23 protein-coding genes are annotated in these 21,654 nt (G+C 68.8%); 18 read left to right on the top strand and 5 right to left on the bottom strand.

Going from position 1 to position 21,654, the window contains the following annotated elements:
• Nucleotides 1–6: 6 nt before the first annotated feature.
• The 13 genes from ftsW to pyk all read left to right on the top strand — a co-directional run bounded on the left by ftsW (nt 7) and on the right by pyk (nt 12,231).
• Nucleotides 7–1,272 (top strand): putative lipid II flippase FtsW, encoded by a 1,266-nt coding sequence (gene ftsW / locus QM619_RS15455; RefSeq protein WP_415110678.1) that lies wholly within the window; start codon nt 7–9, stop codon nt 1,270–1,272.
• An 11-nt stretch (nt 1,273–1,283) separates the two neighbouring features.
• Nucleotides 1,284–2,396, top strand: a complete 1,113-nt coding sequence (murG, locus tag QM619_RS15450; protein WP_415110675.1) for an undecaprenyldiphospho-muramoylpentapeptide beta-N-acetylglucosaminyltransferase — start codon at nt 1,284–1,286, stop codon at nt 2,394–2,396.
• A 1-nt stretch (nt 2,397) separates the two neighbouring features.
• Nucleotides 2,398–3,801 carry a UDP-N-acetylmuramate--L-alanine ligase gene (gene murC, locus QM619_RS15445; protein ID WP_415110672.1) on the top strand — a complete coding sequence of 468 codons (1,404 nt, stop codon included), beginning with the start codon at nt 2,398–2,400 and terminating at the stop codon, nt 3,799–3,801.
• A gap of 2 nt (nt 3,802–3,803) precedes the next feature.
• The gene (locus tag QM619_RS15440) at nt 3,804–4,520 is read left to right on the top strand and encodes a cell division protein FtsQ/DivIB (RefSeq protein WP_415110830.1); all 717 of its coding nucleotides are present in this window, start codon (nt 3,804–3,806) and stop codon (nt 4,518–4,520) included.
• 207 nt (nt 4,521–4,727) lie between these two features.
• Complete coding sequence (gene ftsZ / locus QM619_RS15435) at nt 4,728–5,918, top strand: cell division protein FtsZ (RefSeq protein ID WP_415110669.1); 1,191 nt, start codon at nt 4,728–4,730, stop codon at nt 5,916–5,918.
• Between the two features lie 20 nt (nt 5,919–5,938).
• A complete protein-coding gene (locus QM619_RS15430; RefSeq protein ID WP_415110666.1) occupies nt 5,939–6,673 on the top strand; it encodes a laccase domain-containing protein in 735 nt (244 codons plus the stop codon).
• Between the two features lie 53 nt (nt 6,674–6,726).
• Nucleotides 6,727–7,257 carry a cell division protein SepF gene (locus tag QM619_RS15425; protein ID WP_415110663.1) on the top strand — a complete coding sequence of 177 codons (531 nt, stop codon included), beginning with the start codon at nt 6,727–6,729 and terminating at the stop codon, nt 7,255–7,257.
• Nucleotides 7,258–7,318: 61 nt separating this feature from the next.
• Nucleotides 7,319–7,609 (top strand): YggT family protein, encoded by a 291-nt coding sequence (locus tag QM619_RS15420; protein WP_415110660.1) that lies wholly within the window; start codon nt 7,319–7,321, stop codon nt 7,607–7,609.
• A 109-nt stretch (nt 7,610–7,718) separates the two neighbouring features.
• Nucleotides 7,719–8,801, top strand: coding sequence for a DivIVA domain-containing protein (locus QM619_RS15415; RefSeq protein ID WP_415110653.1), 1,083 nt, complete (start codon nt 7,719–7,721; stop codon nt 8,799–8,801).
• Nucleotides 8,802–8,892: 91 nt separating this feature from the next.
• A complete protein-coding gene (locus tag QM619_RS15410) occupies nt 8,893–9,321 on the top strand; it encodes a TraR/DksA family transcriptional regulator (RefSeq protein ID WP_415110650.1) in 429 nt (142 codons plus the stop codon).
• A gap of 2 nt (nt 9,322–9,323) precedes the next feature.
• Nucleotides 9,324–9,848, top strand: a complete 525-nt coding sequence (gene lspA, locus QM619_RS15405) for a signal peptidase II (protein WP_415110647.1) — start codon at nt 9,324–9,326, stop codon at nt 9,846–9,848.
• Nucleotides 9,845–10,762: an RluA family pseudouridine synthase gene (locus QM619_RS15400; protein WP_415110644.1), complete on the top strand. Its 918-nt coding sequence runs from the start codon at nt 9,845–9,847 to the stop codon at nt 10,760–10,762. The genes lspA and QM619_RS15400 overlap by 4 nt, the downstream gene beginning before the upstream one ends.
• 59 nt (nt 10,763–10,821) lie before the next feature.
• On the top strand, nt 10,822–12,231 hold the full coding sequence (gene pyk / locus QM619_RS15395) for a pyruvate kinase (RefSeq protein WP_415110641.1): 1,410 nt from the start codon (nt 10,822–10,824) through the stop codon (nt 12,229–12,231).
• Nucleotides 12,232–12,766: 535 nt separating this feature from the next.
• Here pyk and QM619_RS15390 read toward each other — a convergent pair.
• From QM619_RS15390 to QM619_RS15380, 3 genes are all read right to left on the bottom strand, one after another.
• Nucleotides 12,767–14,260 carry an FGGY-family carbohydrate kinase gene (locus QM619_RS15390; protein WP_415110638.1) on the bottom strand — a complete coding sequence of 498 codons (1,494 nt, stop codon included), beginning with the start codon at nt 14,258–14,260 and terminating at the stop codon, nt 12,767–12,769.
• A gap of 191 nt (nt 14,261–14,451) precedes the next feature.
• Nucleotides 14,452–15,495 (bottom strand): zinc-binding dehydrogenase, encoded by a 1,044-nt coding sequence (locus tag QM619_RS15385; protein ID WP_415110635.1) that lies wholly within the window; start codon nt 15,493–15,495, stop codon nt 14,452–14,454.
• Nucleotides 15,496–15,503: 8 nt separating this feature from the next.
• On the bottom strand, nt 15,504–15,782 hold the full coding sequence (locus tag QM619_RS15380) for a hypothetical protein (RefSeq protein ID WP_415110632.1): 279 nt from the start codon (nt 15,780–15,782) through the stop codon (nt 15,504–15,506).
• 125 nt (nt 15,783–15,907) lie between these two features.
• Here QM619_RS15380 and QM619_RS15375 point away from each other — a divergent pair, with 125 nt between their 5' ends.
• Nucleotides 15,908–16,108 (top strand): hypothetical protein, encoded by a 201-nt coding sequence (locus QM619_RS15375; protein WP_415110629.1) that lies wholly within the window; start codon nt 15,908–15,910, stop codon nt 16,106–16,108.
• A gap of 132 nt (nt 16,109–16,240) precedes the next feature.
• Here QM619_RS15375 and pruA read toward each other — a convergent pair whose 3' ends face one another.
• Both pruA and QM619_RS15365 read right to left on the bottom strand, forming a co-directional pair.
• A complete protein-coding gene (gene pruA / locus QM619_RS15370; protein ID WP_415110626.1) occupies nt 16,241–17,869 on the bottom strand; it encodes an L-glutamate gamma-semialdehyde dehydrogenase in 1,629 nt (542 codons plus the stop codon).
• A gap of 50 nt (nt 17,870–17,919) precedes the next feature.
• Complete coding sequence (locus tag QM619_RS15365; RefSeq protein WP_415110623.1) at nt 17,920–18,390, bottom strand: VOC family protein; 471 nt, start codon at nt 18,388–18,390, stop codon at nt 17,920–17,922.
• Between the two features lie 156 nt (nt 18,391–18,546).
• Here QM619_RS15365 and QM619_RS15360 point away from each other — a divergent pair, with 156 nt between their 5' ends.
• The 4 genes from QM619_RS15360 to QM619_RS15345 all read left to right on the top strand — a co-directional run bounded on the left by QM619_RS15360 (nt 18,547) and on the right by QM619_RS15345 (nt 21,654).
• On the top strand, nt 18,547–19,044 hold the full coding sequence (locus QM619_RS15360) for a hypothetical protein (RefSeq protein WP_415110620.1): 498 nt from the start codon (nt 18,547–18,549) through the stop codon (nt 19,042–19,044).
• Between the two features lie 65 nt (nt 19,045–19,109).
• Nucleotides 19,110–19,994 (top strand): ABC transporter substrate-binding protein, encoded by an 885-nt coding sequence (locus QM619_RS15355; RefSeq protein WP_415110617.1) that lies wholly within the window; start codon nt 19,110–19,112, stop codon nt 19,992–19,994.
• Nucleotides 19,995–20,024: 30 nt separating this feature from the next.
• Nucleotides 20,025–20,876: an amino acid ABC transporter permease gene (locus QM619_RS15350; RefSeq protein ID WP_415110614.1), complete on the top strand. Its 852-nt coding sequence runs from the start codon at nt 20,025–20,027 to the stop codon at nt 20,874–20,876.
• Between the two features lie 4 nt (nt 20,877–20,880).
• Complete coding sequence (locus QM619_RS15345) at nt 20,881–21,654, top strand: amino acid ABC transporter ATP-binding protein (RefSeq protein ID WP_415110611.1); 774 nt, start codon at nt 20,881–20,883, stop codon at nt 21,652–21,654.

Genomic DNA, 21,654 nt, shown 5'->3' with positions numbered 1-21,654 from the left:
CAGGCAGTGGCGACCCTTCCGTTCCCGCTGGATCGCAACCGGCCCAACAGGGGCAGGGCTCGGCGCCGCACCCGGTCCAGCCCGATCGCCGACGCGCTCGCGCATCCGCAGGCCAGCTTCTACCTGGTGCTGGTGCCGACCGTGCTGCTGCTCAGCCTCGGCATGATGATGGTGCTGTCGGCGTCCAGCGTGCTGGGCAGCGTTCGCTTCGGCGACGCCTACTACTTCGTGAAGCGGCAGATCTTCTTCCTCGCCGTCGGTGGCGTTGCCGCCATCGTGCTCTCCCGAATGCAGCCGCGGGCGCTGAAGATCCTCGGCTGGGCGCTGGTGGTCGCTGCCCTGGTGCTGCAGATGCTGACCTTCACCCCGCTCGGCTGGGGTGAGGCCAAGGGCAACCAGAACTGGGTGCAGTTCGGCACCTCGTTCTTCCGCATCCAGCCCTCCGAGCTGGCCAAGCTGGCCATCATCATGTGGGGCGCCGACCTGCTGGCCCGCAAGCAGAAGCTGCTCGACCAGCCGAAACACCTGCTGGTGCCGTTCGTCCCGGTCTCGGCGCTGCTGATCGGTCTGGTGGTGCTGCAGCACGACCTGGGCACCGGCATGATCATGGGCGCCATCGTGGTGGCCATCCTGTGGTACGTCGGGGCGTCCTGGAAGATCCTGGCCTCGATCGGCGCGGTCGTCGGCGCCGCCGTCCTCGCCCTGGTGATCACCTCCGGCAACCGGATGGACCGGATCCTGGGCTTCCTCAACGCCGGCCACGACACCATGGGTGTCAACATGCAGCCGATGCGCGGCATCTTCGCGCTGGCGTCCGGCGGCTGGTGGGGGCTGGGGTTGGGCGGGTCCCGGCAGAAGTGGGGCTCGCTGGCCGAGGCGCACACCGACTACGTGCTGGCGATCATCGGCGAAGAACTTGGGCTGGTCGGCACCCTGGTGGTGCTGTCGCTGTTCCTGGTGCTCGGCTATGCCGGCTTCCGGATCGCGTTGCGGTCCGATCTGCCGTTCTGCCGCTACCTCGCGGCGGGCGTGACGTCGTGGCTGATGATCCAGGCACTGGTCAACATCATGGTGGTGCTGCGGATGGTCCCGGTGCTGGGCGTCACGCTGCCGTTGCTTTCCTACGGAGGGTCGGGCCTGATGGCGAATCTCGCCGGCATCGGCCTGTTGCTGGCTTGCGCGAAGCTAGAGCCGGACGCCCGTAGGCTGGCCGAACGGAAGAAGCGCAAGGGCGGCAAACCGGTCACCGTGGTCGAGTCCCGCCGCGCCTAAGTAGGAGGACCATGGTTCACGTCGTGTTGGCCGGCGGAGGGACCGCCGGGCACACCTCGCCGCTGATCGCCACTGCCGAACGGATCGCCGAAGCCGATCCGGCGGGCAGCGTGGTCGCGGTCGGCACCCCGAGGGGGCTGGAGACGACCGTCGTCCCGGCCGCCGGGCTGCGGCTTGAGCTGATCCCGCCGGTGCCGCTGCCGCGCTCGCTGACCCCCGAGCTGGTCAAGGTGCCGTGGCGGCTGGTCGACTCGGTGCGGCAGGCCCGGCGCATCCTCAAGCGCGAGGCTGCCGACGTCGCGGTCGGCTTCGGCGGCTACGTCTCGCTGCCGGTCTACCTAGCGGCCCGGACGCTGGGCGTCCCGGTGGTGATCCACGAGCAGAACGCGCTGCCCGGCCTGGCCAACAAGGTCGCCGCCCGGTTCGCGAAGCTGGTCGCGGTGTCCTTCCCCGGCACCCCGCTGCCGGGCGCACAGTACCTCGGCCTGCCGGTGCGCCGCGGCATCGCCGAGCTGGACGTGGAGGCCCGCCGCGCCGAGGCTCGGGTCGGGTTCGGCCTGGACGCCGACCGACCGACCCTGCTGGTCTCCGGCGGTTCCCAGGGCGCACAGAGCATCAACGCCGCCACCCTGGGCGCCCGCACCGACCTGCTCGCCGCCGGCATCCAGATCCTGCACGTGCTGGGGCCGAAGAACATCACCGACGCCGACGTGGTGGTGACCGACGACGCCACTGGTGCCCGCTACGTACCGCTCGGCTACGTGGACGCCATGGAGGACGCCTATGCCGCCGCCGATCTGATGGTCGGACGCTCCGGCGCCGGCACCGTGATGGAGACCGCCACCGTCGGACTGCCGGTGATCTTCGTCCCGCTGCCGCACGGCAACGGCGAACAGGCCCGCAACGCCACCTTCCTGGTCGACGGCGGCGCCGCGCTGCTGATCGACAACGCCGACTTCGACGCCGCCCGGATGGCCGGCGAGGTGCGGGCGCTGTTCGCCGATCCCGAACGACTGCCGGCGATGCGCCGGGCCAGCCGCGACCTGGTGCCGGCGGACGCCTCCGGCGCGCTGGCGGCGCGGGTGCTGGCCATCGCTGGTTCGACGAGCGCGGAAAGGTCCTGAGATGCCCCTCGTGCAGCCCGTCGACCTGCTGCCCACCGACCAGCTGGGCGGCGTCCACTTCATCGCCGTCGGCGGTGCCGGAATGAGCGGGATCGCCGCCGCCTACGCCGCGCTGGGGGTGCCGGTCTCCGGCAGCGACCAGGCCGATTCGGCCGCGCTGCGGCAGCTGGCCGCCGCCGGCATCGACGTCCACGTCGGGCACGATCCCGCCCAGCTCGGCGACGCCGGCACGGTGGTGGTGTCGTCGGCGATCCGGGAGTCGAACGTCGAGCTGGCCGAGGCCCGCCGCCGCGGGCTGCGGATCTGGCACCGCAGCGCCGCGCTGGGCGCGCTGATGCTCGGCCGCCGCGGCGTGGCGATCACCGGCACCCACGGCAAGACCACCACCACCGGGATGACCGCCGAGATGCTGAACACGCTGGGCGCCGACCCGTCCTATGTGATCGGGTCGCCGCTGGCCAGCACCGGCGGCAGTTCCCGGCTGGGCGGCGGCGAGGCGTTCGTGGTCGAGGCCGACGAATCTGACGGCTCGTTCCTGCAGTACCCGGCCGAGGTGGTGGCGATCACCAACATCGAGGCCGACCACCTGGACAACTGGGGCACGCCGGAGGCCTACTTCGAGGGCTTCGTGGCGTTGGCGACCGCACCCGGCGTGGCGACCGTGGTGTTGTCCGCCGACGATCCCGGCACCGTCGCGCTGCGTCCCCGTGTCGAGGGCGGGGGACGGCAGATCGTCACCTTCGGCGAATCGCCGGAGGCCGATGTCCGGCTCACCGACCTGGCGGTGGACACCGCGACCGTTTCGGCGACGCTGCGGACGCCGTCCGACGCCGGCCCGCTGCGGCTGGCCGTGCCGGGCCGCTACAACCTGGCCAATGCGGCCGCGGCGTACGCCATCGGTCGTTCGCTGGGCTTCGGCGGCGCCGGGCTGCGGGCGGCCGCCGAAACGTTCCGGGGCACTCATCGCCGGTTCAGCTACGTCGGCGAGGCCCGCGGTGCCCGGATCTACGACGACTACGCCCACCACCCCACCGAGGTGACCGCGCTGCTCGCCGCGGCCCGTCCGCTGGCCGGCACTGGACGCCTGGTGGTCTGCTTCCAGCCGCACCTGTTCAGCCGCACCCGCGATTTCGCCGCCGACTTCGGCGCCGCGCTGGCGGCGGCCGACGAGGTGGTGGTGATGGACGTCTACCCGGCCCGCGAGGATCCGATCCCCGGCGTCACCGGCGAGCTGGTCGCGGACGCCGCCCGTGCCGCCGGCGCCGCCGCAGTCAGCTACGTGGCCGACAAGGCCGCCGCGCCCGGCGTGCTGGCTGACCTGCTGCGTCCTGGCGACCTGGCCCTCACCGTGGGCGCCGGGGACGTCACCGCCGTCGGCCCGGCCGCGGTGGAGGCCGCCCGGTGACGATGACCGACATCAGCGATGCCACCAGCCGGATCACCCTGCGCCAGCGTCGTGGACGCCGTCGCCGGATGGTGCTGCTGTCCAGTCTCGCCGCCGTACTGGTGGTGGTCGGCGTACTGGCCTGGCTGCTGTTCGGGTCGGCGGTGTTGGGCGTCCGGTCCGTCGAGGTGTACGGCGCCAAGCTGGTCGCGGCCGCCGAGGTCCAACGGGTCGCCGGGGTGCCCGATGGGCTGCCGCTGGCCCGGGTCGACCTGGACGCCGTCGCCACCCGGGTCTCCGGGCTGCCCCCGGTGGCCAAGGTGTCGGTGGCCCGGCAGTGGCCGAACACGATCGCTGTCCGGATCACCGAACGGACGCCGGCCCTCGCCATCGAAACCCCTGGTGGCTACTGGATAGCCGACGATCAGGGCGTCATCTTCGACTCTGCCGGCAAGGCGCCGCACGGCGTCCTGCCGGCAAAGGTGCCGACCGGGGACCCCCGGCTGATCCGCGACCTGGCCACCGTGCTGCGGGCGCTGCCGTCCGACGTCCGCGACCGGGTGCGCGAGGGTGGCGCGGCGACTCCCGACAGCATCGCGTTCGAGCTGACCGGCGGGGTACAGGTGGTCTGGGGGAGTGCCGAGGAGTCCGAGTTGAAGGCCCAGGTGCTGAGCCGGCTGATGCTCACCTCGTACCGGGTCTACGACGTCTCGGCACCGTCCAATCCCGTCACCAAATGAGCACTCGGCGACCCCGACGTGCTCGCCGAGTAACCCTGAAGTTCTACTTGAGGGACGCGCCGACGGGGCGCCGCCCGTTGGACGTGGGTGTTGGCGGCTGCGTAGCCTTTGACTCGATGTCACCGAGTTGCCTTCCCCAGGGTCTGCACCGCAACTTGAGACTTTCTTTTCAGGCAACGGCATAGCGCTATTGAGGTGGGAATTTTCGTGGGCAGTGCATCCCAGAACTACTTGGCGGTCATCAAGGTCGTCGGCGTCGGTGGGGGTGGTGTCAACGCCGTCAACCGGATGATCGAATCCGGTCTGCGCGGCGTCGAGTTCATCGCCGTCAACACCGACGCGCAGGCGCTGCTGATGAGCGACGCCGACGTGAAGCTCGACATCGGCCGCGATCTGACCCGCGGGCTCGGTGCCGGCGCCGACCCCGACAAGGGCCGGCAGGCCGCCGAAGACCACGCCGACGAGATCGAAGAGGTGCTGAAGGGCGCCGACATGGTCTTCGTCACGGCGGGCGAGGGCGGCGGCACCGGCACCGGCGGCGCACCCGTGGTGGCCCGGATCGCCCGCTCGCTGGGCGCCCTGACCATCGGTGTGGTGACCCGGCCGTTCTCGTTCGAGGGCAAGCGCCGCGCCACCCAGGCCGACAACGGCATCAGCAACCTCCGCGAAGAGGTCGACACCCTGATCGTCATCCCCAACGACAAGCTGTTGGAGATGACCGACCATCAGGTGGCGATCCTGGACGCCTTCAAGCAGGCCGACCAGGTGCTGATGCAGGGCGTCTCGGGCATCACCGACCTGATCACCACGCCAGGCCTGATCAACCTCGACTTCGCCGACGTCAAGGCCGTGATGAGCAACGCCGGCTCGGCGTTGATGGGCATCGGCTCGGCGCGGGGCGAAGACCGCGCCCGCGCCGCCGCCGAGATGGCGGTCAGTTCGCCGCTGCTGGAGGCCAGCATCGACGGTGCGCACGGCGTCCTGCTGTCGATCGCGGGCGGCTCCGACCTGGGCCTGTTCGAAGTCTCGGCCGCGGCCAACCTGATCGAGGAGGCGGCCCACGAGGACGCCAACATCATCTTCGGCACGGTCATCGACGATGCGCTCGGCGACGAGGTGCGGGTCACCGTGATCGCGGCCGGCTTCGACGGCGGGCAGCCGCCGCGGCGCCAGCCGGGCATCACCCGGTCGCCCGACCTGCGGCAGAGCCGTCCGAGCCCGGCCCCGGCCGCGCCGGTGAGCCGTCCCGAGCCGGTGGTGACCAGACAGGCCGCGCCCGTGCAGCAGCCGGTGGCGCCGTCCCAGCCCGCTGAGCGGCCTTCCGCGTACGCGCCACGGCCCGCCTTCCAGCAGCCGCCGGCCGACGATGACCTGGACGTTCCCGACTTCTTGAAGTAAGAGGTTCCGGAACCTCAGCGATGTACCAGTTCTTCCGCGACCCCGGCGCCGATGGCGTCGGGGTCGCCTTTTCCGATGCGGTGGCCGCCGACGGCGGCCTGCTCAGCCTGGGCGGCGCCCACGGCGCGGCCGGGCGCGCCCCCGGCCTGGCGGTCGTCGAAGCCGATCTGGGGATGCCGCTGGCGGTGGTCCGCCAGGTACACGGTGCCGAGGTGGCGGTGGTCGATGCCGGCACTGACCTGGCCGAGCTGGCCACCCGCAGCGCGGACGCCCTGCTCACCACCCGTCCAGGCGTCGGCCTGGCCGTCCGGGTCGCCGACTGCGTGCCGGTGCTGTTCGCGGACGCCGCCGCCGGCGTGATCGCCGCCGCGCACGCCGGCCGGATGGGGCTGGCCGGCGGGGTGCTGCAGGCCACCGTCGCCGCGATGCGCGTCGCCGGCGCCACCGCGATCGAGGCCTGGATCGGCCCGCACATCTGCGGCCGCTGCTACGAGGTGCCGGACGCCATGGCCGCCGAGGTCGGCGCACTGGTCCCCGGCAGCCGCACCGTCACCGGAGCCGGGACGTCCGGTCTCAATCTGGGTGCGGGCGCCCGCGGCGTCATGGAGCGGCTCGGGGTGACGGTGACCGATGTCGCCCGCTGCACGCTGCAGACCCCGACGTTGCACTCTCACCGTAGAGACGCTGCCGCCTCCGGACGACAAGCCGGCATCATCTGGCTCGCCGAGGCGTGTCGGAGGGAGACGGCCGGCTGAGCGCCTGCCACCATGGTTTAGTTGCAGGTGTACGCGCGGACTGAGGGATGGAAATGGCTGACACATTGAAGAAGGCGGCCGTCTGGCTCGGGCTGGTCTCGGACAACAACTACGCACAGTCCGAGTACGGCGGCGACGAGGTCACCCAAGACGTGGTGACCCGCGAACCCGCGCGCCCTCCTCAGGCGGCGCCGCCGGCCCCCACGACCCAGGTCGTCCAGGCGCCGGCCGCGCCCGTGCCGGCAGCGGCGACGGTCACCGAGCTGGAGTCGCGCCGTCCGACCTCGCCGTCCCCGCGCACCGCCGACCTGAGCAGGATCATCACGGTCACGCCGCGGGCGTTCAACGAGGCCCGCACGATCGGCGAGCACTTCCGCGACGGCGTTCCGGTGATCATGAACCTCGGCGAACTGGAGAACGCGGACGCCAAGCGCCTGGTCGACTTCGCCGCCGGACTGATCTTCGGGTTGCGTGGCAGTATTGACCGCATCACCAGCAAGGTGTTCCTGCTCTCGCCGCCGAACGTCAACGTGACCGCCGAGGACAAGGAACGCATTGCCGGGGGGTTCTACAACCAGAGCTAGTCGAGGCGTCATCGCCCTCAGGCTCGCTCACCGAAGGCTCCGTCGTTCGAAGGAAGTATCCGTGCAACTGGTCGGCTTGGTCCTGTGGTACATCCTGTGGGCCTACCTGGCCATCATGATGGCGCGGGCGGTTCTCTCGTTCGTCCCGATGTTCGTCCGCGACTGGCAGCCGCGCGGGCTGATGCTGGTGCTAGCCGAGTTCGTCTACACCATGACTGACCCGCCGCTGCGGTTCATGCGCAAGATCATCCCGCCGCTGCGGCTGGGCTCCACCAGCTGGGATCTCGGTTTCCTTGTGCTGTTTCTGGGCCTGTCGTTCCTGCAGCGGCTGATTCCGTTCATCTTCGTCTAGTTCCCGCGTGGAATTGGCTAGTGCCGCTTGGAATCCTTTGTGTTTCGGGTGCGCGCACCGCTAGCCTGACGTGGTTCATACCCATCCCCCGCCCTTCGTGAGGTGAAGAATGACCTTGACGCTGGAACAGGTCCGTCAGACCAGATTCCACTTGGCCCGCCGCAACGGCTACGAGCCGGTTGACGTCGACAACTTCGTTGACAAGGTGGAGGTGACGCTGGCGCAGCTGGGTGAAGAGAACGAGACCCTTGTCAAGCAGGTGGAAGCCCTGACCGCCGGCGGCGACATGACGTTGTCGGCCGGTGACGGTGGCGCGGAAGCCGACGAACTGCGGCAGCTGCTCGCCGACGCTAACGCCGAGGTAGAGCGTCTGGGCGGTGAACTCGACGGCCGCAGCCAAGAACTGAGCCACCTCCGCAGCGAACTGGAGAGCGCCCGTGCCGCCCTCACCGAGGGCGAACAGGGCGAGCTGATCGCACAGCTGCAGGGCCAGCTCGACCAGGCCCGTGCCGACCTGGCCGGACGCGACGGCCAGATCGCCGCACTGCAGGCCGAACTCGACGCGACCCACCAGGAGCTGGACGGCGTCCGCATCGAGCTGGCCGCCGCGCAGGCGGCGAACGCCGAGCGCACCTCCAAGATCGAGCACATCCAGGTGACTGCCGCCGCCGACGCTGCGCCGGCCGTCACCAAGCTGCTGCAGATGGCGACTGAGCAGGCCGAACGCCTGGTCGGCGAGTCCGAAGAGGATGCTCGGCGGATCACGGCCGAGGCGTCCGCCAACGCCGCGGCGACCCTCGAAGAGGCCGCCGCGCAGGCTCACGAGGCGCTCACCAGCGCCCGTGAGCGCGCCGATGAGATGGAGCAGCAGGCCCGTTCCGCCGCCGAGGCGCTGGACGCCGAATCGCTGGCCAAGGCCGAGGCGTTCGACGCCGAGTTGGCCGATCGCCGGATCGAGTTGTTCCACGCCCTGGAGGTCGAGCGCGACGAGTTGCGTGACAAGGTCGACCACCTGCGTTCGTTCGAGGACCGCTACCGCAACAGCCTGAGCAGTCAGCTGCGGGCTCAGCTGGAGTCGCTGGCCGGCAACGTCGAGCCCGCCGACACCCCCGCCCTCCTCTCCGACGAGGACGAGCCGGCGGGACCGTCGGAGACGCCACGGCTGGACGCGCTGCTCAACGAGCAGAACTGAGCCGAGCACCGGGGCGGACGCCGGGCTTCGGCCGTGCCCACCTGGGTGGTACTCTCGCCGCTCGGACCACCACCTGAAGGAGTTCCACGCCATGCCAACGGCTCGTAAGACGGATCCCCTCGGTCCGGCGTCCATTCCGGTCGCCGAGGGCGAGGAACCGTGGACCGCTGAGGAACTCGCTGAGGTGAGGGACGAGTTGACCGCCGAGGTGGCGCGTTTGGAGCGCGCCATCTCGGTCGCGCAGGCCGGTCTGGAGGATCTGTTCTCCGACGGCAGCGATGGTGCCGGGCGCGACCCGGCCGATGTCGGCTCTACCAATTTCGAGCGCGACCAGGAGATGTCGCTGGCGCAGAACGCCCGCGAGATGCTCGAGCAGGCGCAGTTGGCGCTGCGGCTGTTCGATACCGGTGAGTACGGCAGCTGCGAGTCCTGCGGCCAGCCGATCGGCAAGGACCGGCTCCAGGTCTTCCCGCGGGCGACCCTGTGCATGACCTGCAAGAAGCGGGAGGAGCGGCGATAGCCGTGTGTCCTCGTCGCTACGGCCTGTGGGCCGTGCTGCTCGGCGTGATCGGCTTCGCGCTCGACTGGGCGACCAAGGAATGGGTGCTGCGAAGCCTCGATCCGGGCGTCGCCGTGCTGGTGATCCCCGGCCAGCTGTATCTGCGGCTGATCCGCAATCCGGGGGCGGCGTTCAGCACGGGGGAGAGTTTCACCGTGGTGCTGACCTGCCTGGCCATCGCCGCCCTGCTCTTCCTGCTGATCTGGATGGTGCCGCGGGTTCGGCATCCCGGCTGGATGCTTGCCACCGGGCTGCTGCTGGCCGGCGTGTCCGGCAACCTCTTCGACCGGTTGTTCCGCGAGCCGGGCGCCTTCCACGGCCATGTCGTCGACTTCCTGCAGGTGCCCTGGTTCGCCATCTTCAACGTCGCCGACATCTGGATCACCTTCGCCGCCGTCACGGTGATCTGGTTGACCTTGATCGCCCAGGTCAACCTGGCCGGCGAGGTGGACCGGGGCGACGCCAAAGCCGGGACGCCGCAGCTGTGAGCGTCCACCTGGTTCCCGACGGGCTGGCCGGGCAGCGCATCGACAGCGCCGCGGCCCGGATGACCGGGCTGTCCCGCAGCCGGATCGACGACCTGATCGCCGCTGGGCATGTCCTGCTCGACGGTCGCAGCGTCACCAAATCGAGCCGGGTCGCCGGCGGTGAGCTGCTCGAGGTCGAACTGCCCGTGCCGGCGTCCGGTGTGCCGGTGACGCCCCGCGAGGTGGCCGGGGTGCGGATCGTGCACGACGACGCCGACATCGTCGTGGTCGACAAGCCGGCCGGGGTCGCCGCGCATCCTTCGCTCGGCTGGAACGGCCCCTCGGTGACCGAGCACCTGGCCGCCGCCGGCTTCCGGATCTCCACCTCGGGGGCCGCCGAGCGGCAGGGCGTCGTGCAGCGACTGGACGTCGGGACGTCCGGGCTGATGGTGCTGGCCAAGAGCGAACTGGCCTACACGCTGCTGAAGCGCGCCTTCCGCGACCGCACCGTCGACAAGGTCTACCACGCCCTGGTGCAGGGCTTTCCCGACCCGCATGTCGGTACCATCGATGCCCCGATCGGACGCCACCCCGGCCACGACTGGAAGATGGCGATCATCGACGGAGGGCGGCACAGCATCACCCACTACGACACCCTCGAGGTGTTCCGTGGTGCCACCCTGCTCGAAGTGCATCTGGAGACCGGACGCACCCACCAGATCCGGGTGCACATGCAGGCGATCGGGCACCCGTGTGCCGGTGACCCGCTCTACGGCAGCGATCCGGTGCTGTCACGCCGGCTCGGCCTAGAGCGGCAATGGCTGCACGCCGTCGAGCTCGGCTTCGAGCATCCGGGCAGCGGTGAACTGGTCCGGTTCACCTCGACCTACCCCGACGACCTGGCGTCCGCACTGGAACATCTTCGTCACGTATAGCTGTGTCATTGCGGCCTCGGGGTAACTATTCGGCCAACTGAGTCCGCTAAGGTGCCAACGTGCGCAGAGCGAAGATTGTGGCAACGCTGGGTCCCGCGACGGACACGCTGGAGAAGGTTATCGGCCTGATGGAGGCCGGCATCAATGTGGCTCGCCTTAACATGTCTCACGGCGACCATCTGGAGCACATGCGGCGGTTGAAGCTGGTCCGCGACGCGTCCTACGAGGTGGGGCGTCCGGTCGGGGTGTTCGCCGACCTGCAGGGACCGAAGATCCGATTGACCCGGTTCGAGAACGACTTCGCGATTCTGGAGGCCGGCCAGAAGTTCGTGATCACCACGGAGGACGTGCTCGGCACCGCCGAACGATGTGGCACCACTCTGAAGTCGCTGACCCAGGATGTCCGGCCCGGCGATCAGGTGCTTGTCGACGACGGACGCATCCACCTGCGCGCCGTCGAGGTGACCGACACCGACGTCATCACCGAGGTGGTGGTGGGTGGCCGGGTGTCGAACAACAAGGGCATCAACCTGCCAGGCGTGGCGGTGTCGGTGCCGGCGCTCAGCGAGAAGGACGAGCTGGACCTGCGGTGGGCGCTGCGGCACGGCGTCGACATGGTGGCGCTGTCCTTCGTGCGCAGTGCGTCCGACTACGACCGGGTCCGCGAGATCATGGATCAGGAAGATCGGCACGTCCCGGTGATCGCCAAGATCGAGAAGCCGCAGGCCGTCGACAACCTGCACGAGATCATCGACACCTTCGACGCCATCATGGTGGCCCGCGGCGACCTGGGCGTCGAGTTGCCGCCGGAGCAGGTGCCTTCGGTGCAGAAGCGGATCATCGAGGAGGCCCGCACCTGGGCCAAGCCGGTGATCGTCGCGACCCAGATGCTGGAGTCGATGATCAGCGCCCCGCAGCCGACACGGGCGGAGACCTCCGACGTCGCCAACGCGATCCTGGACGGCGCCGATGCGGTGATGCTCTCCGGCGAGACGGCGATGGGGGAGTACCCGCTCGAGGCGGTCAAGGTGATGTCCCGGATCATCAACTACACCGAGGAGCAGGGCCTCGACAAGATCCGCCGCATCAACTGGGACCCGCACACCCACTCCGGCGTCATCTCCAAGGCCGCGGTCGACATCGCCGAGCGGGTCGGGGCCAAGTACCTGGCGGCCTTCACCATCTCGGGCGACACCCCGCACCGGTTGGCCCGGCTGCGTTGCGAGATCCCGATCATGGCGTTCACCCCGAAGCCGCGGACGGCCCTCGAGCTCACCTTGTGCTGGGGCGTTCAGTCGTGGGTGACCCCCGAGTTCGTCAACACCGAGGCGATGGTGCAATCGGTGCAGGACGCTTTGCACGAGACCGGTTGGGTGAAGGCCGGCGACCTGATCGTGATCGTCGCCGGCAACCCGACCGGTGCCGGCGGCCAGACCAACGCCGTCCGAATCTACGAGTTGCACGACTGAGCCTCGATCGTCGTCCCGGCCGGTCGGCCCGGACGCGATCGCGACGGCGGGTCCTGCCCACGGGGGTCACCTTCAGCGAACGGGGTTGTCAGATTACGTCCGATCGGTGACCTGTTCGAGGCGTACGAGGCGAGGTGCCTCTCGAATCGGACGTAATTCGGCGCGGGACGCTGACCGGCGGAGTGGGTGGTCAGGGCGTGGGCGTGAAGACGAAGAAGTTGTTGCTCGGGTCCGGATCTCGTCGTTGTTGCTGGTCACCCGGATCGTCACCGTGCGCTTCACCCGGATTTCTGGGTGTTCCTGCGCGGCTGCGGCGTCGACGCCCGGTTGGGCGTCCTATCCAGGGTCCAGGAGCGACTGAAAGCACTCGATGCTGAGGAATCCACCAGGTTGTCGCTGGTCGAGCTTGTCGAGACCGCGAGGGGATGAGGTGTCGGCAAGGGGTCTCGACAAGCTCGACCGGCGAATTGGCGTCTGAGTACAAATGACGGACGCGACCACTCGGTGGCCGCGTCCGTCGTCGTCGCTGCGAGGGTTACTCGGCGAGCTGGTGGTCGGCCAGGAAGTGCGCGATGTCTTGGGTGGCCGGGTAGAGCTCCAGGTAACGACCGAAGAAGTCGTCGTAGAGGCCCTTGTTCTCCTCGTTCGGCTGCACGTGGGCCGAGACCTTCATCCAGCTGGTGGACTCGTCCGCCTCGCCGACGTTCTGGGCCGAGATCAGCGCGTCGCCGTAGCTGGCGCCGATCGCGAGCTTGGGCAGCACCTGCTCGATGCCGCAGACGTCCGACATGATCTGGGTCCACAGGCCGCCCTTGGTGCCGCCGCCGACCGCGACGAACCGCTTGCCCTCGCCGCCGGCCTCCTTGATGGCTTCCAGCAGATGCCGGGTGCCGTACGCGGTGGCTTCCAGCAACGCCCGGTACAGCTCGCCGCGAGTGGTGCTCAGGGTGAGGCCGGCGATCACGCCGCGGGCTCGCGGGTCGCTGATCGGTGTCCGCTCGCCGGCGAAGTAGGGCAGCGCCAGCAGGCCGTTCGCACCGGGGGAGACGTCGCCGGCCTCTTCGGAGAGCACCGCGTATTCGGTGCCGCCGCTGATGCCCTTCAGCCAGGTGGTCAACGCACCGGACGCCGACAGGCCGCCGGCCAGCGCGAAGGTGTTGCGGTACAGGCCGGTGATAGCCCACAGGTTCGGGTGCGACATGAAGTGGTTGGCGACCAGGTTGGCCACGATCGTCGACCCGTACATCAGCATCACGTCGCCGGGATCCTTCACCCCGACGCTGAGCGCCTCGCTGAAGGCGTCCGTGCTGCCGACGCCGACCGGGATGCCCTCCGGCAGGCCGGTCAGGGCGGCGCCCTGGGCGGTGATGTAGCCGGCGATCTCGTTGGAGTACTTCAGCTCGGGCAGCTCCATGCCGGGGGCGACCAGCTCGCACCATTCCGGGATCCAGTCCTGCGTCTTCGGCGAGTACATCGGGTCGAACATGGACGCCGACAGGTGGTCGAGCACATAGGCGCCGGTCAGCTTGAACGCCACATACGACTGGGCCATGAAGAAGTACTTCGTCTTCTCCCACACCCAGGGCTCGTTGCGGACCGTCCAGAGGAACTTCGGGCCCTGCGACTGCGAGGTCAGAATGTTGCCGCAGCGCTCGATCACGTTCTCGATGCCCAGGGTGTCGTTGAGCTCGGCGACCTCCTTGGAGGCACGGGTGTCGACGCCGTACAGGATCGCCGGACGCAGCGGCTTGCCGTCGCCGTCGGTGAACACCGAGCACGGGCCGATGCCCGAGGTGGTGATGCCGACGACCGGGCCGGTTGCCTTGTGCAGCAGGTCGGAGGTGATGGCCAGGAAGTCGGCCCACCAGACCTCGTCGGCGTCGTGTTCGACATGGCCCGGCTTCGGCATCGAGGTCCGGTGCGGCTTCTCGGAGGTGGCGATCACCTTGCCGTTCAGCCGGGCCAGGACGCCCTTCGAACTGCCGGTGCCGAAGTCGATCCCGATGACCAACCTCTTGTCCTTCGCCATGGTGTGCTCCTTTCTTGAGCGTCGTCGCTCAGTCGGGGCGGCTGCGACGGTGCTGCCCTCCCCTTTGAGTGAACGGTATTCGATGACGCCCCGCGGGGGGAGAGGAATCCCATGTGAGAAATGAGGGATTTCGTGTGGTTACCCTCACTTTCGGTGAGATCGACGGGTTCCGGACGGCGTCCGGCGTGGGATCAGTCGGGGACGACGGCGACTTTGAGGCCCTCGCCGGACGCGACGAACTCGATCGCCTCGGCGGCCCGTGACAGCCCGAAGGTGTGGGTGACCAGCGCGCGGGTGTCGATCGCGCCGCTCTCGATCAGCCGGACGGCGCGGGCGAAGCTCTCCCGTCCCGAGTTGGACGAGCCGACCACGGTGATCTCCTTGTAGTGGATCAGGTTGGCGGCGATCGTCGACCAGCCATCGCCGGCGAGCCCGGCGAAGATGCTCACCCGGCCGCGCTTGCGGGTCAGGGTGAGGGCGTCGTTGACCAGTTCGGGGAGTCCGAAGCAGAGCACCACGACGTCCGCGCCCTCGCCGCCGGTGAGGTCGGCGACGACGCCGGCCAAGTCGTCGGTGGTCGGGTCGACCGTCACGGTGGCGCCCAGCGCGCGGGCCGCCGCCCGCCGGTTCGCCAGCGGCTCGGAGACCACCACCGCATGCGCGCCGGCGAGCCGGGCCAGCTGCAGATGGATCAGCCCGATCGGTCCGGCGCCGAGGACGACCACCACGTCCCCGACCTCGACGCGGTAGTTGTCCATGCCGTTCAGGCAGCAGGACAGCGGCTCGGCGAGGGAGAGCTGAGCCGGCGCCAGATGCCCGCCGGCCTTGACCAGCTGGCCGCGGGCGACGGCCGCGCGGGGAATCACCCAGTGGTCGGCGAGGCCGCCGTCGATGTCGTAACCGACCAGATGGACGTCGTTGCAGAGATGCTCGGTGCCGCGCCGGCAGGGGCCGCAGACCCCGCAGCAGACCGACGGCGGCATGCTGACCAGATCGCCCACGTCGAAACCGGAGACACCGTCGCCGACCGCCTCGACATACCCGGCGACCTCGTGCCCGAGCACCACGCCCAGATCGACGCCCTTGGACTTCTCACCGCGCAGAATGCGCAGATCGGTGCCGCAGACGGTGGTGGCGCCGACCCGGGTGAGCACCTCGCCCGGACCGGGCTCCGGCGTCGGCACCTCGGTCAATTCGGCGGGGACGCCAGGCCCCCGGTACACGAAGCCGCGCATCATGCCTCCTACGGACGATCGGGTCGCGGCCGGCGAGCGCGCGGCGGACATCGGTCGCCACACGCCACCGAACCAGCCTCCAGAATCTGCCGGTCGCGTTCGGTGCGCATCCTGGCGATCGCCGCCACGATATCCGCCCGCTGAGCTGTCCCGGTGCCGCGGACCGGCGTCCAGGTCCGGAGGAACTCCTGGCTGCGCGCCGTGCGTGCCTCGCGTGGTCGTCCGCCATCGGCGGCTCCGGACAGGGCAGCGGCAGCCGGCACGTCCTCGGAGCGATCCGGTGGCATGCGGGAGATTCTGCTCCGTGCTCGGCGGGCTGTCACCCTTGGATTCCGACCTCGCTCGTCGAGACCACGGGTGAGCGCAAAGCAATGTGTTGAACAACGGTCGAACACCGGCGAGGCTTGGTGCCATGTCCACTCCAACGGGTTCCCGAGCCGCTGCCGAGGAGGAGCGCACCCAGCGCCAGACCGGGCGTGCTGGGGAGAACATGTCTGACACGCCGCGCCGATCCCACCGGTTGCTGGATCACGAACGATGGCTCGACCAGTTCCACATCGATGCGGAGAAGATCAAGGACGAAGACATCGGTGCCGAATCGGGCGCCTGGTGACCGCGGAGCGATCCGCATCTCCGCACAGCTCCGGAAAATAGCGGGCGGGATCGGGCACCAACCGCCGTGCCCGATCCCGCCCGTTGTGTGCGCGAGAGATGACCCTCAATCAGAGACCCGCCGCGGACGGACTCAGTTCATGTGCGGGTAGAGATGCTCGGTCGGCGGCACGAAGGTCTCCTTGATCGAGCGGGCGTTCGTCCAACGCAGCAGGTTCTGGGCCGAGCCCGCCTTGTCGTTGGTGCCGGACGCCCGCGCGCCGCCGAACGGCTGCTGGCCCACCACCGCGCCGGTCGGCTTGTCGTTGACGTAGAGGTTGCCGGCGGCGAACCGCAGGGTGCGGCTGGCCGACTCGATAGCCGCCCGGTCGCGGGCGATCACCGCTCCGGTCAGCGCGTATGGCGACGCCGACTCGGCCTGCCTCACCACCGTGTCGAAGTCGCCGTCGTCGAAGACGTGCACCGCGAGGACCGGGCCGAAGTACTCGGTGCGGAACACCTCGTCGGTGGGATCGTCGCCGACCACGATGGTGGGCCGGACGAACCAGCCGACCGAGTCGTCCAGCTGGCCGCCGGCGACCACCCGCAGGTCGGGGTGGGCGTGGGCCCGCTCGATGGCCGCCCGCTGCTTGGCGAAGGCGCGCTCATCGATCACCGCGCCGAGGAAGTTGCCCAGGTCGCGCGGGTCGCCCATCGGCAGCGCGTCGGTGGCCTCGATCAGGCTGTCGCCCATCCGGTTCCAGACGCTGCGCGGAATGTAGGCGCGGGACGCCGCCGAGCACTTCTGCCCGGCGTAGTCGAAGGCGCCGCGGATCAGTACGGTGCGCAGCACGGCGTCGTCGGCCGAGGGATGCGCGATGACGAAATCCTTGCCGCCGGTCTCGCCGACCAGGCGCGGGTAGGAGCGGTAGCCGCCGATCCGGGCACCGACCTGGCCCCACAGATGCTGGAAGGTGCCGGTCGAACCGGTGAAGTGGATCCCGGCCAGGTCGGGGCTAGCCAGCGCCACCTCGGAGACCGCCAGCCCGTCGCCGGGCAGCATGTTGATCACGCCCGCCGGTAGCCCGGCCTCCTCCAGCAGCTCCATGGTCAGGCTCGCCGCCAGCTGCTGGGTGGGGGACGGCTTCCACAGCACCGTGTTGCCCATCAGTGCGGGTGCGGTGGGCAGGTTGCCGGCGATCGCGGTGAAGTTGAACGGCGTGATCGCGTAGACGAAGCCCTCCAGCGGACGGTGATCGGTCCGGTTCCACACCCCGGCGCTGTTCGCGATCGGTTGCTCGGTGAGCAGCTGGGCGGCGAAGTGGACGTTGAACCGCCAGAAGTCGATCAGCTCGCAGGCGCTGTCGATCTCGGCCTGATAGGCGGTCTTGCCCTGACCGAGCAGGGTGGCGGCGTTGAGCCGCTGCCGCCACGGCCCGGCCAGCAGGTCGGCGGCCCGCAGGAATACCGCGGCCCGCTCGTCGAACGGCAGCTCCCGCCAGGCCGGGGCGACCACCGCCGCGGCAGCGATGGCCTGTTCGGCGTCCGCGGCGGTCGCGTTGCGCAGCACACCGAGGACGTGCCGGTGGTCGTGCGGCTGCACCACCGAGATCTCGGTGCCGCCGCCGGGCCGCCATCGCCCGCCGATGCAGGCGTCCAGTTCGCGCTGTTCGGCCTGCTGGCGGGCGATCTCGTCCAGCAAGGCGGTGCGCTCCCGTGTGCCGGGCGCATAGCTCAGGTTGACCTCGTTGACCGGGAGCGGCGGAGTCGTCACGGCGTCCATGCGGGTGTCCTTTCGGTGTCTGGTCGGTCGGTGGGTGGGTCCGGGCCGGATCAGTGGCTGTCGCCGTCGGACGCCGCGGGCGCGCTGGTGTGCCGCACCTCCAGGGTGACGCCTGCCTCGGCACGGGTGTCGAAGTAGCAGAAGCCCGAACCGTCCTCGCGCCGCCCCTTGCCGATCACGTCCAGGCCGAGCTGCTGACCGGTGGCGACGGCGTCCACCAGGTCGGGGACCTCGAAGCCGAGGTGGTAGACGCCCTCGCCGTGGGTATCCAGGAAACGGCGCTGCGGGGTGTCCTCCGGGCCGGGCTGGCAGAGCTGCAGCTGCACATTCATGAAGTCGTAACACTTGTACCGCATGCCCGCCGAACCGGCCGGGTTGGGGACGTCGTACTCGACGTAGGCACCCCCCTTGGGGTAGTCGAACCAGGGGCCCACACCAAGCCTCTGATAAGCGGAAACGGCGCGATCGAGGTCATGGACGACGATGCAGACGTGGTGCAGCTGGGTGAACAGATCGGTCATTGCGGGGTCCTTTCTGCCGGACGCTCGGCCCCGGTTCGGGGTACGGCGGAGGGAACGTGGGCGCCTGAGCCGGCGCGCACTCTAGGCAATGTATACTAACTCGTGTACGGTTCACCATACAGACGGCGCAGGGTGCGTCGTCGGGAGGAGACCCGTATGTACTACTTCGGCTACTGCACGTACCTGCTCGACTCCGAGCTGCGCAAGTACCTGCCGGAAGCAGTGGCGATCACCAAGGCCAGCGCGCCGAATCACCAGATCCAGTTCCGGGCGGCGGGCGATCGCACCGACCGTGGCTGGTGTCACCTCGCCGATGTCGGCACGCTCGGCAAGACCGCGCGCGGCATCGTCTTCGAGGTGAACGACGACCGCGTCAACGACGATTTCGACGATTTCGACATCATCTTCCTCACCGTCCGCGGCGACGACGGCGAGACCTATGACGCGTTCACCTACGTGCTCAGCCAGCCCGGCAAGCCGATGCGGCCGCCGCGGTTCTACTGGCAGCGCGTTCCCGACGGCCTGGTCGAGCAGGAGTTCCCACTCGACTACCGCAACGAAGTGCAGGCCATCTTCGACGAGGCCGCCGAGTGCCCCGATTTCGATCGTCCGGCGCCCGCGGTGGCGCCCGGTCGTTCGGCGGATACCCGGTGACCGACTCCGTCCGTCCCTACAACGAAAGAGCAACCCGTCTATCTGTCTCAAGGAAAGAGAGCACCATGTTGCGAAAATTTCGCACCGGCCTGGGCGCGGCGGCAGCCGTAGCCACGGTCTCCCTCACGCTCACCGCGTGTGTCGGCCCGAGCAGCAGTAGCAGCGCGTCGCCCTCCGGGTCGACGTCCGAGGTTCACACGGTCACGCCCGGCGTCCTCAAGGTCGGCTCCCAGCAGGCCTACATCCCCGGCGAGTTCCGCCCGGCGGGTGAGGACCAGCTGCAGGGCTTCGGCGTGGACTTCATCGACGAGATCGGCAAGCGGCTCAATCTGAAGATCGAGTGGTTGCAGGTCGACTACTCGGCGATCATCACCGGTCTGCAGTCGAAGCAGTTCGACATGGGATCGGGTGGCATGAGCCCCAACCCCGACCGACTGGCCCAGGTCGACATGGTCGGCTACTTCCAGTCCGGCGCCACCTACATCACGCGCAAGGAGGACGAGGGGAAGTACAAGAACTCCCAGGATCTCTGCGGCAAGAAGGTCGGCATGCTCGAGGGGTCCACCACCCTGCAGGCGGCGTTCGACAAGGAGAACGAGAAGTGCGGTGGGAACCCGATCCAGATCGAGCCCTACACCAACACCAACCTCGGCATTCAGGGTCTGCTGTCCAAGCGGATCGACGCCTATACCCCGGACGTGGCACAGAGCCAGTACATCGTCAAGCAGGATCCCAACAATCTCAGCACCGTCGGTGATTACGTGCTGGTCGACTACCTGATCAACTACACGTTCACCAAGGAGAACACCGCGCTGCGGAACGCGGTGTACAACACTCTGCAAGAGATGATGACCGACGGCAGCTACGACAAGATCCTCGACAAGTGGGGCATCACGCGTGGTGGCCTGAAGAAGCCGGCGCTGAACGGTGAGCTCGATGCGAAGCCGTGATCGAATCGCACCGAGCTGCGAGGCCCGCTCATGACGGCCGCGACTGAGACGTCCAGCGGCGTCTACTTTCCCGTTCGGGCGAAGTTCCCTTGGGCGCAGTTCGTCCAAGCGGGGATCGTCATCGTCATCGTCGGCTGGGTGATCGCCAGCTTCGCGATCTCCGGCGTCTTCGACTTCAAGACGGTCGCTGTCTACCTGTTCGGCCCGCAGCTGTGGCTCGGACTGTGGGGCACGGTCAGCCTGGCCACGCTGTCTACATTGATCGCCCTGGTGCTCGGCACCCTGGTCGCATTGATGCGGATATCGAGCAACAAGGTGCTGTCGGGCGTCGCCTCGGCCTACGTGTTCTTCTTCCGAGGCACCCCGATGCTGGTCCAGTTGCTGATCTGGTTCTATGCCATCCCGCGGATGATCGGCCAGGTTCGGCTCGGCATCCCGTTCACCGACGTGGTGTGGGTCGACCAACCGGCGAGCGTGTTCTTCACGCCGTTCGTCGCCGGCCTGTTCGCCCTGTCGCTGGCCGAGACCGGGTACATGGCCGAGGTGGTCCGTTCGGGCATCATGGGCGTCGATCAGGGTCAGCGGGACGCCGCGACAGCGCTGGGCCTGCCGCGCCGGAAGATCACCACCCAGATCGTTCTGGTGCAGGCTTTCCGGATCATCCTTCCGTCGGCCGGCAACCAGTACATCATGATGATCAAGAACACCTCTTTGGCCTACACCATCGGGTACATCGAGCTTCTGCTCACCGTGAGCCGCATCTACTACTCCAACTTCAAGTACCTCGAGCTGCTGCTCGTGGCCGCGTTCTGGTACCTCGTGCTGACGGCGCTGATCACGTTCCTCCAGCAGTTCCTCGAGCGTCGATACCCAGCGAGGTAGGGCCATGTCTGAACCCACATTGAAAATGGAATCCCGGCACGTCTACAAGTCGTTCGGGGAGGTCAAGGTCCTGCACGACGTCTCGGTGAGAGTGCATTCCGGTGAGGTGGTGGCCCTGATCGGGCCGTCCGGCGCCGGCAAGTCGACCTTCCTGCGCTGCGTCAACAACCTGCAGCCGATCGACTCGGGCACGATCGAGGTGGACGGCGAACTGATCGGCTACCGCAAGGTCGGCGACTACCTCGAGCCGCTGGGCGACAAGGAAGCCGCCGCCCAGCGGGCCCGGATCGGGATGGTGTTCCAGAACTTCAACCTGTTCCGGCACATGACCGCGGTCGCCAACGTCATGTACGGACAGATCGAGGTGCTCGGACGGCCGAAGGCCGAGGCCGAAGCGACCGCCATGGACGCCCTCAAAAGGGTCGGACTGGTGGGACGCGAGGACCGCTACCCGGCGCAGCTCTCGGGCGGCCAGCAACAGCGGGTGGCGATCGCCCGCGTGATGGCCATGAATCCCACCATGATTCTGCTCGACGAGCCGACCAGCGCCCTCGACCCCGAACTCCGGGTGGAGGTCGCCAACGTCATCAAGGGCATGGCCGAGAACAAGGCGACCATGCTGATGGCGACGCACGACATCCCCCTGGTGCAGGACATCGCGGACCACATCATCTTCATGGTGGACGGCCGCGTGGTCGAGGCGGGTACTTCCGAGAAGATCTTCAACAACCCCGAGCACGAGCGCACCAGGTCGTTCCTGACCGCCATGGAGTCCTGA

The sequence above is a fragment of the Micropruina sp. genome (assembly GCF_047606665.1).
Lineage (GTDB): Bacteria > Actinomycetota > Actinomycetes > Propionibacteriales > Propionibacteriaceae > Micropruina.
The sequence above is the reverse complement of the archived record's forward strand: the minus strand, read 5'-3'. Positions and strand labels throughout refer to the sequence as shown.

Coding starts and splice junctions, on each gene's coding strand:
- murG (WP_415110675.1), top strand. CDS start 1,284: ATGGTTCACGTCGTGTTGGCCGGCGGAGGGACCGCCGGGCACACCTCG.
- murC (WP_415110672.1), top strand. CDS start 2,398: ATGCCCCTCGTGCAGCCCGTCGACCTGCTGCCCACCGACCAGCTGGGC.
- QM619_RS15440 (WP_415110830.1), top strand. CDS start 3,804: ATGACCGACATCAGCGATGCCACCAGCCGGATCACCCTGCGCCAGCGT.
- QM619_RS15430 (WP_415110666.1), top strand. CDS start 5,939: ATGTACCAGTTCTTCCGCGACCCCGGCGCCGATGGCGTCGGGGTCGCC.
- QM619_RS15425 (WP_415110663.1), top strand. CDS start 6,727: ATGGCTGACACATTGAAGAAGGCGGCCGTCTGGCTCGGGCTGGTCTCG.
- QM619_RS15415 (WP_415110653.1), top strand. CDS start 7,719: ATGACCTTGACGCTGGAACAGGTCCGTCAGACCAGATTCCACTTGGCC.
- QM619_RS15410 (WP_415110650.1), top strand. CDS start 8,893: ATGCCAACGGCTCGTAAGACGGATCCCCTCGGTCCGGCGTCCATTCCG.
- QM619_RS15390 (WP_415110638.1), bottom strand. CDS start 14,260: ATGGCGAAGGACAAGAGGTTGGTCATCGGGATCGACTTCGGCACCGGC.
- QM619_RS15385 (WP_415110635.1), bottom strand. CDS start 15,495: ATGCGCGGCTTCGTGTACCGGGGGCCTGGCGTCCCCGCCGAATTGACC.
- QM619_RS15380 (WP_415110632.1), bottom strand. CDS start 15,782: ATGCCACCGGATCGCTCCGAGGACGTGCCGGCTGCCGCTGCCCTGTCC.
- QM619_RS15375 (WP_415110629.1), top strand. CDS start 15,908: ATGTCCACTCCAACGGGTTCCCGAGCCGCTGCCGAGGAGGAGCGCACC.
- pruA (WP_415110626.1), bottom strand. CDS start 17,869: ATGGACGCCGTGACGACTCCGCCGCTCCCGGTCAACGAGGTCAACCTG.
- QM619_RS15365 (WP_415110623.1), bottom strand. CDS start 18,390: ATGACCGATCTGTTCACCCAGCTGCACCACGTCTGCATCGTCGTCCAT.
- QM619_RS15360 (WP_415110620.1), top strand. CDS start 18,547: ATGTACTACTTCGGCTACTGCACGTACCTGCTCGACTCCGAGCTGCGC.
- QM619_RS15355 (WP_415110617.1), top strand. CDS start 19,110: ATGTTGCGAAAATTTCGCACCGGCCTGGGCGCGGCGGCAGCCGTAGCC.
- QM619_RS15350 (WP_415110614.1), top strand. CDS start 20,025: ATGACGGCCGCGACTGAGACGTCCAGCGGCGTCTACTTTCCCGTTCGG.
- QM619_RS15345 (WP_415110611.1), top strand. CDS start 20,881: ATGTCTGAACCCACATTGAAAATGGAATCCCGGCACGTCTACAAGTCG.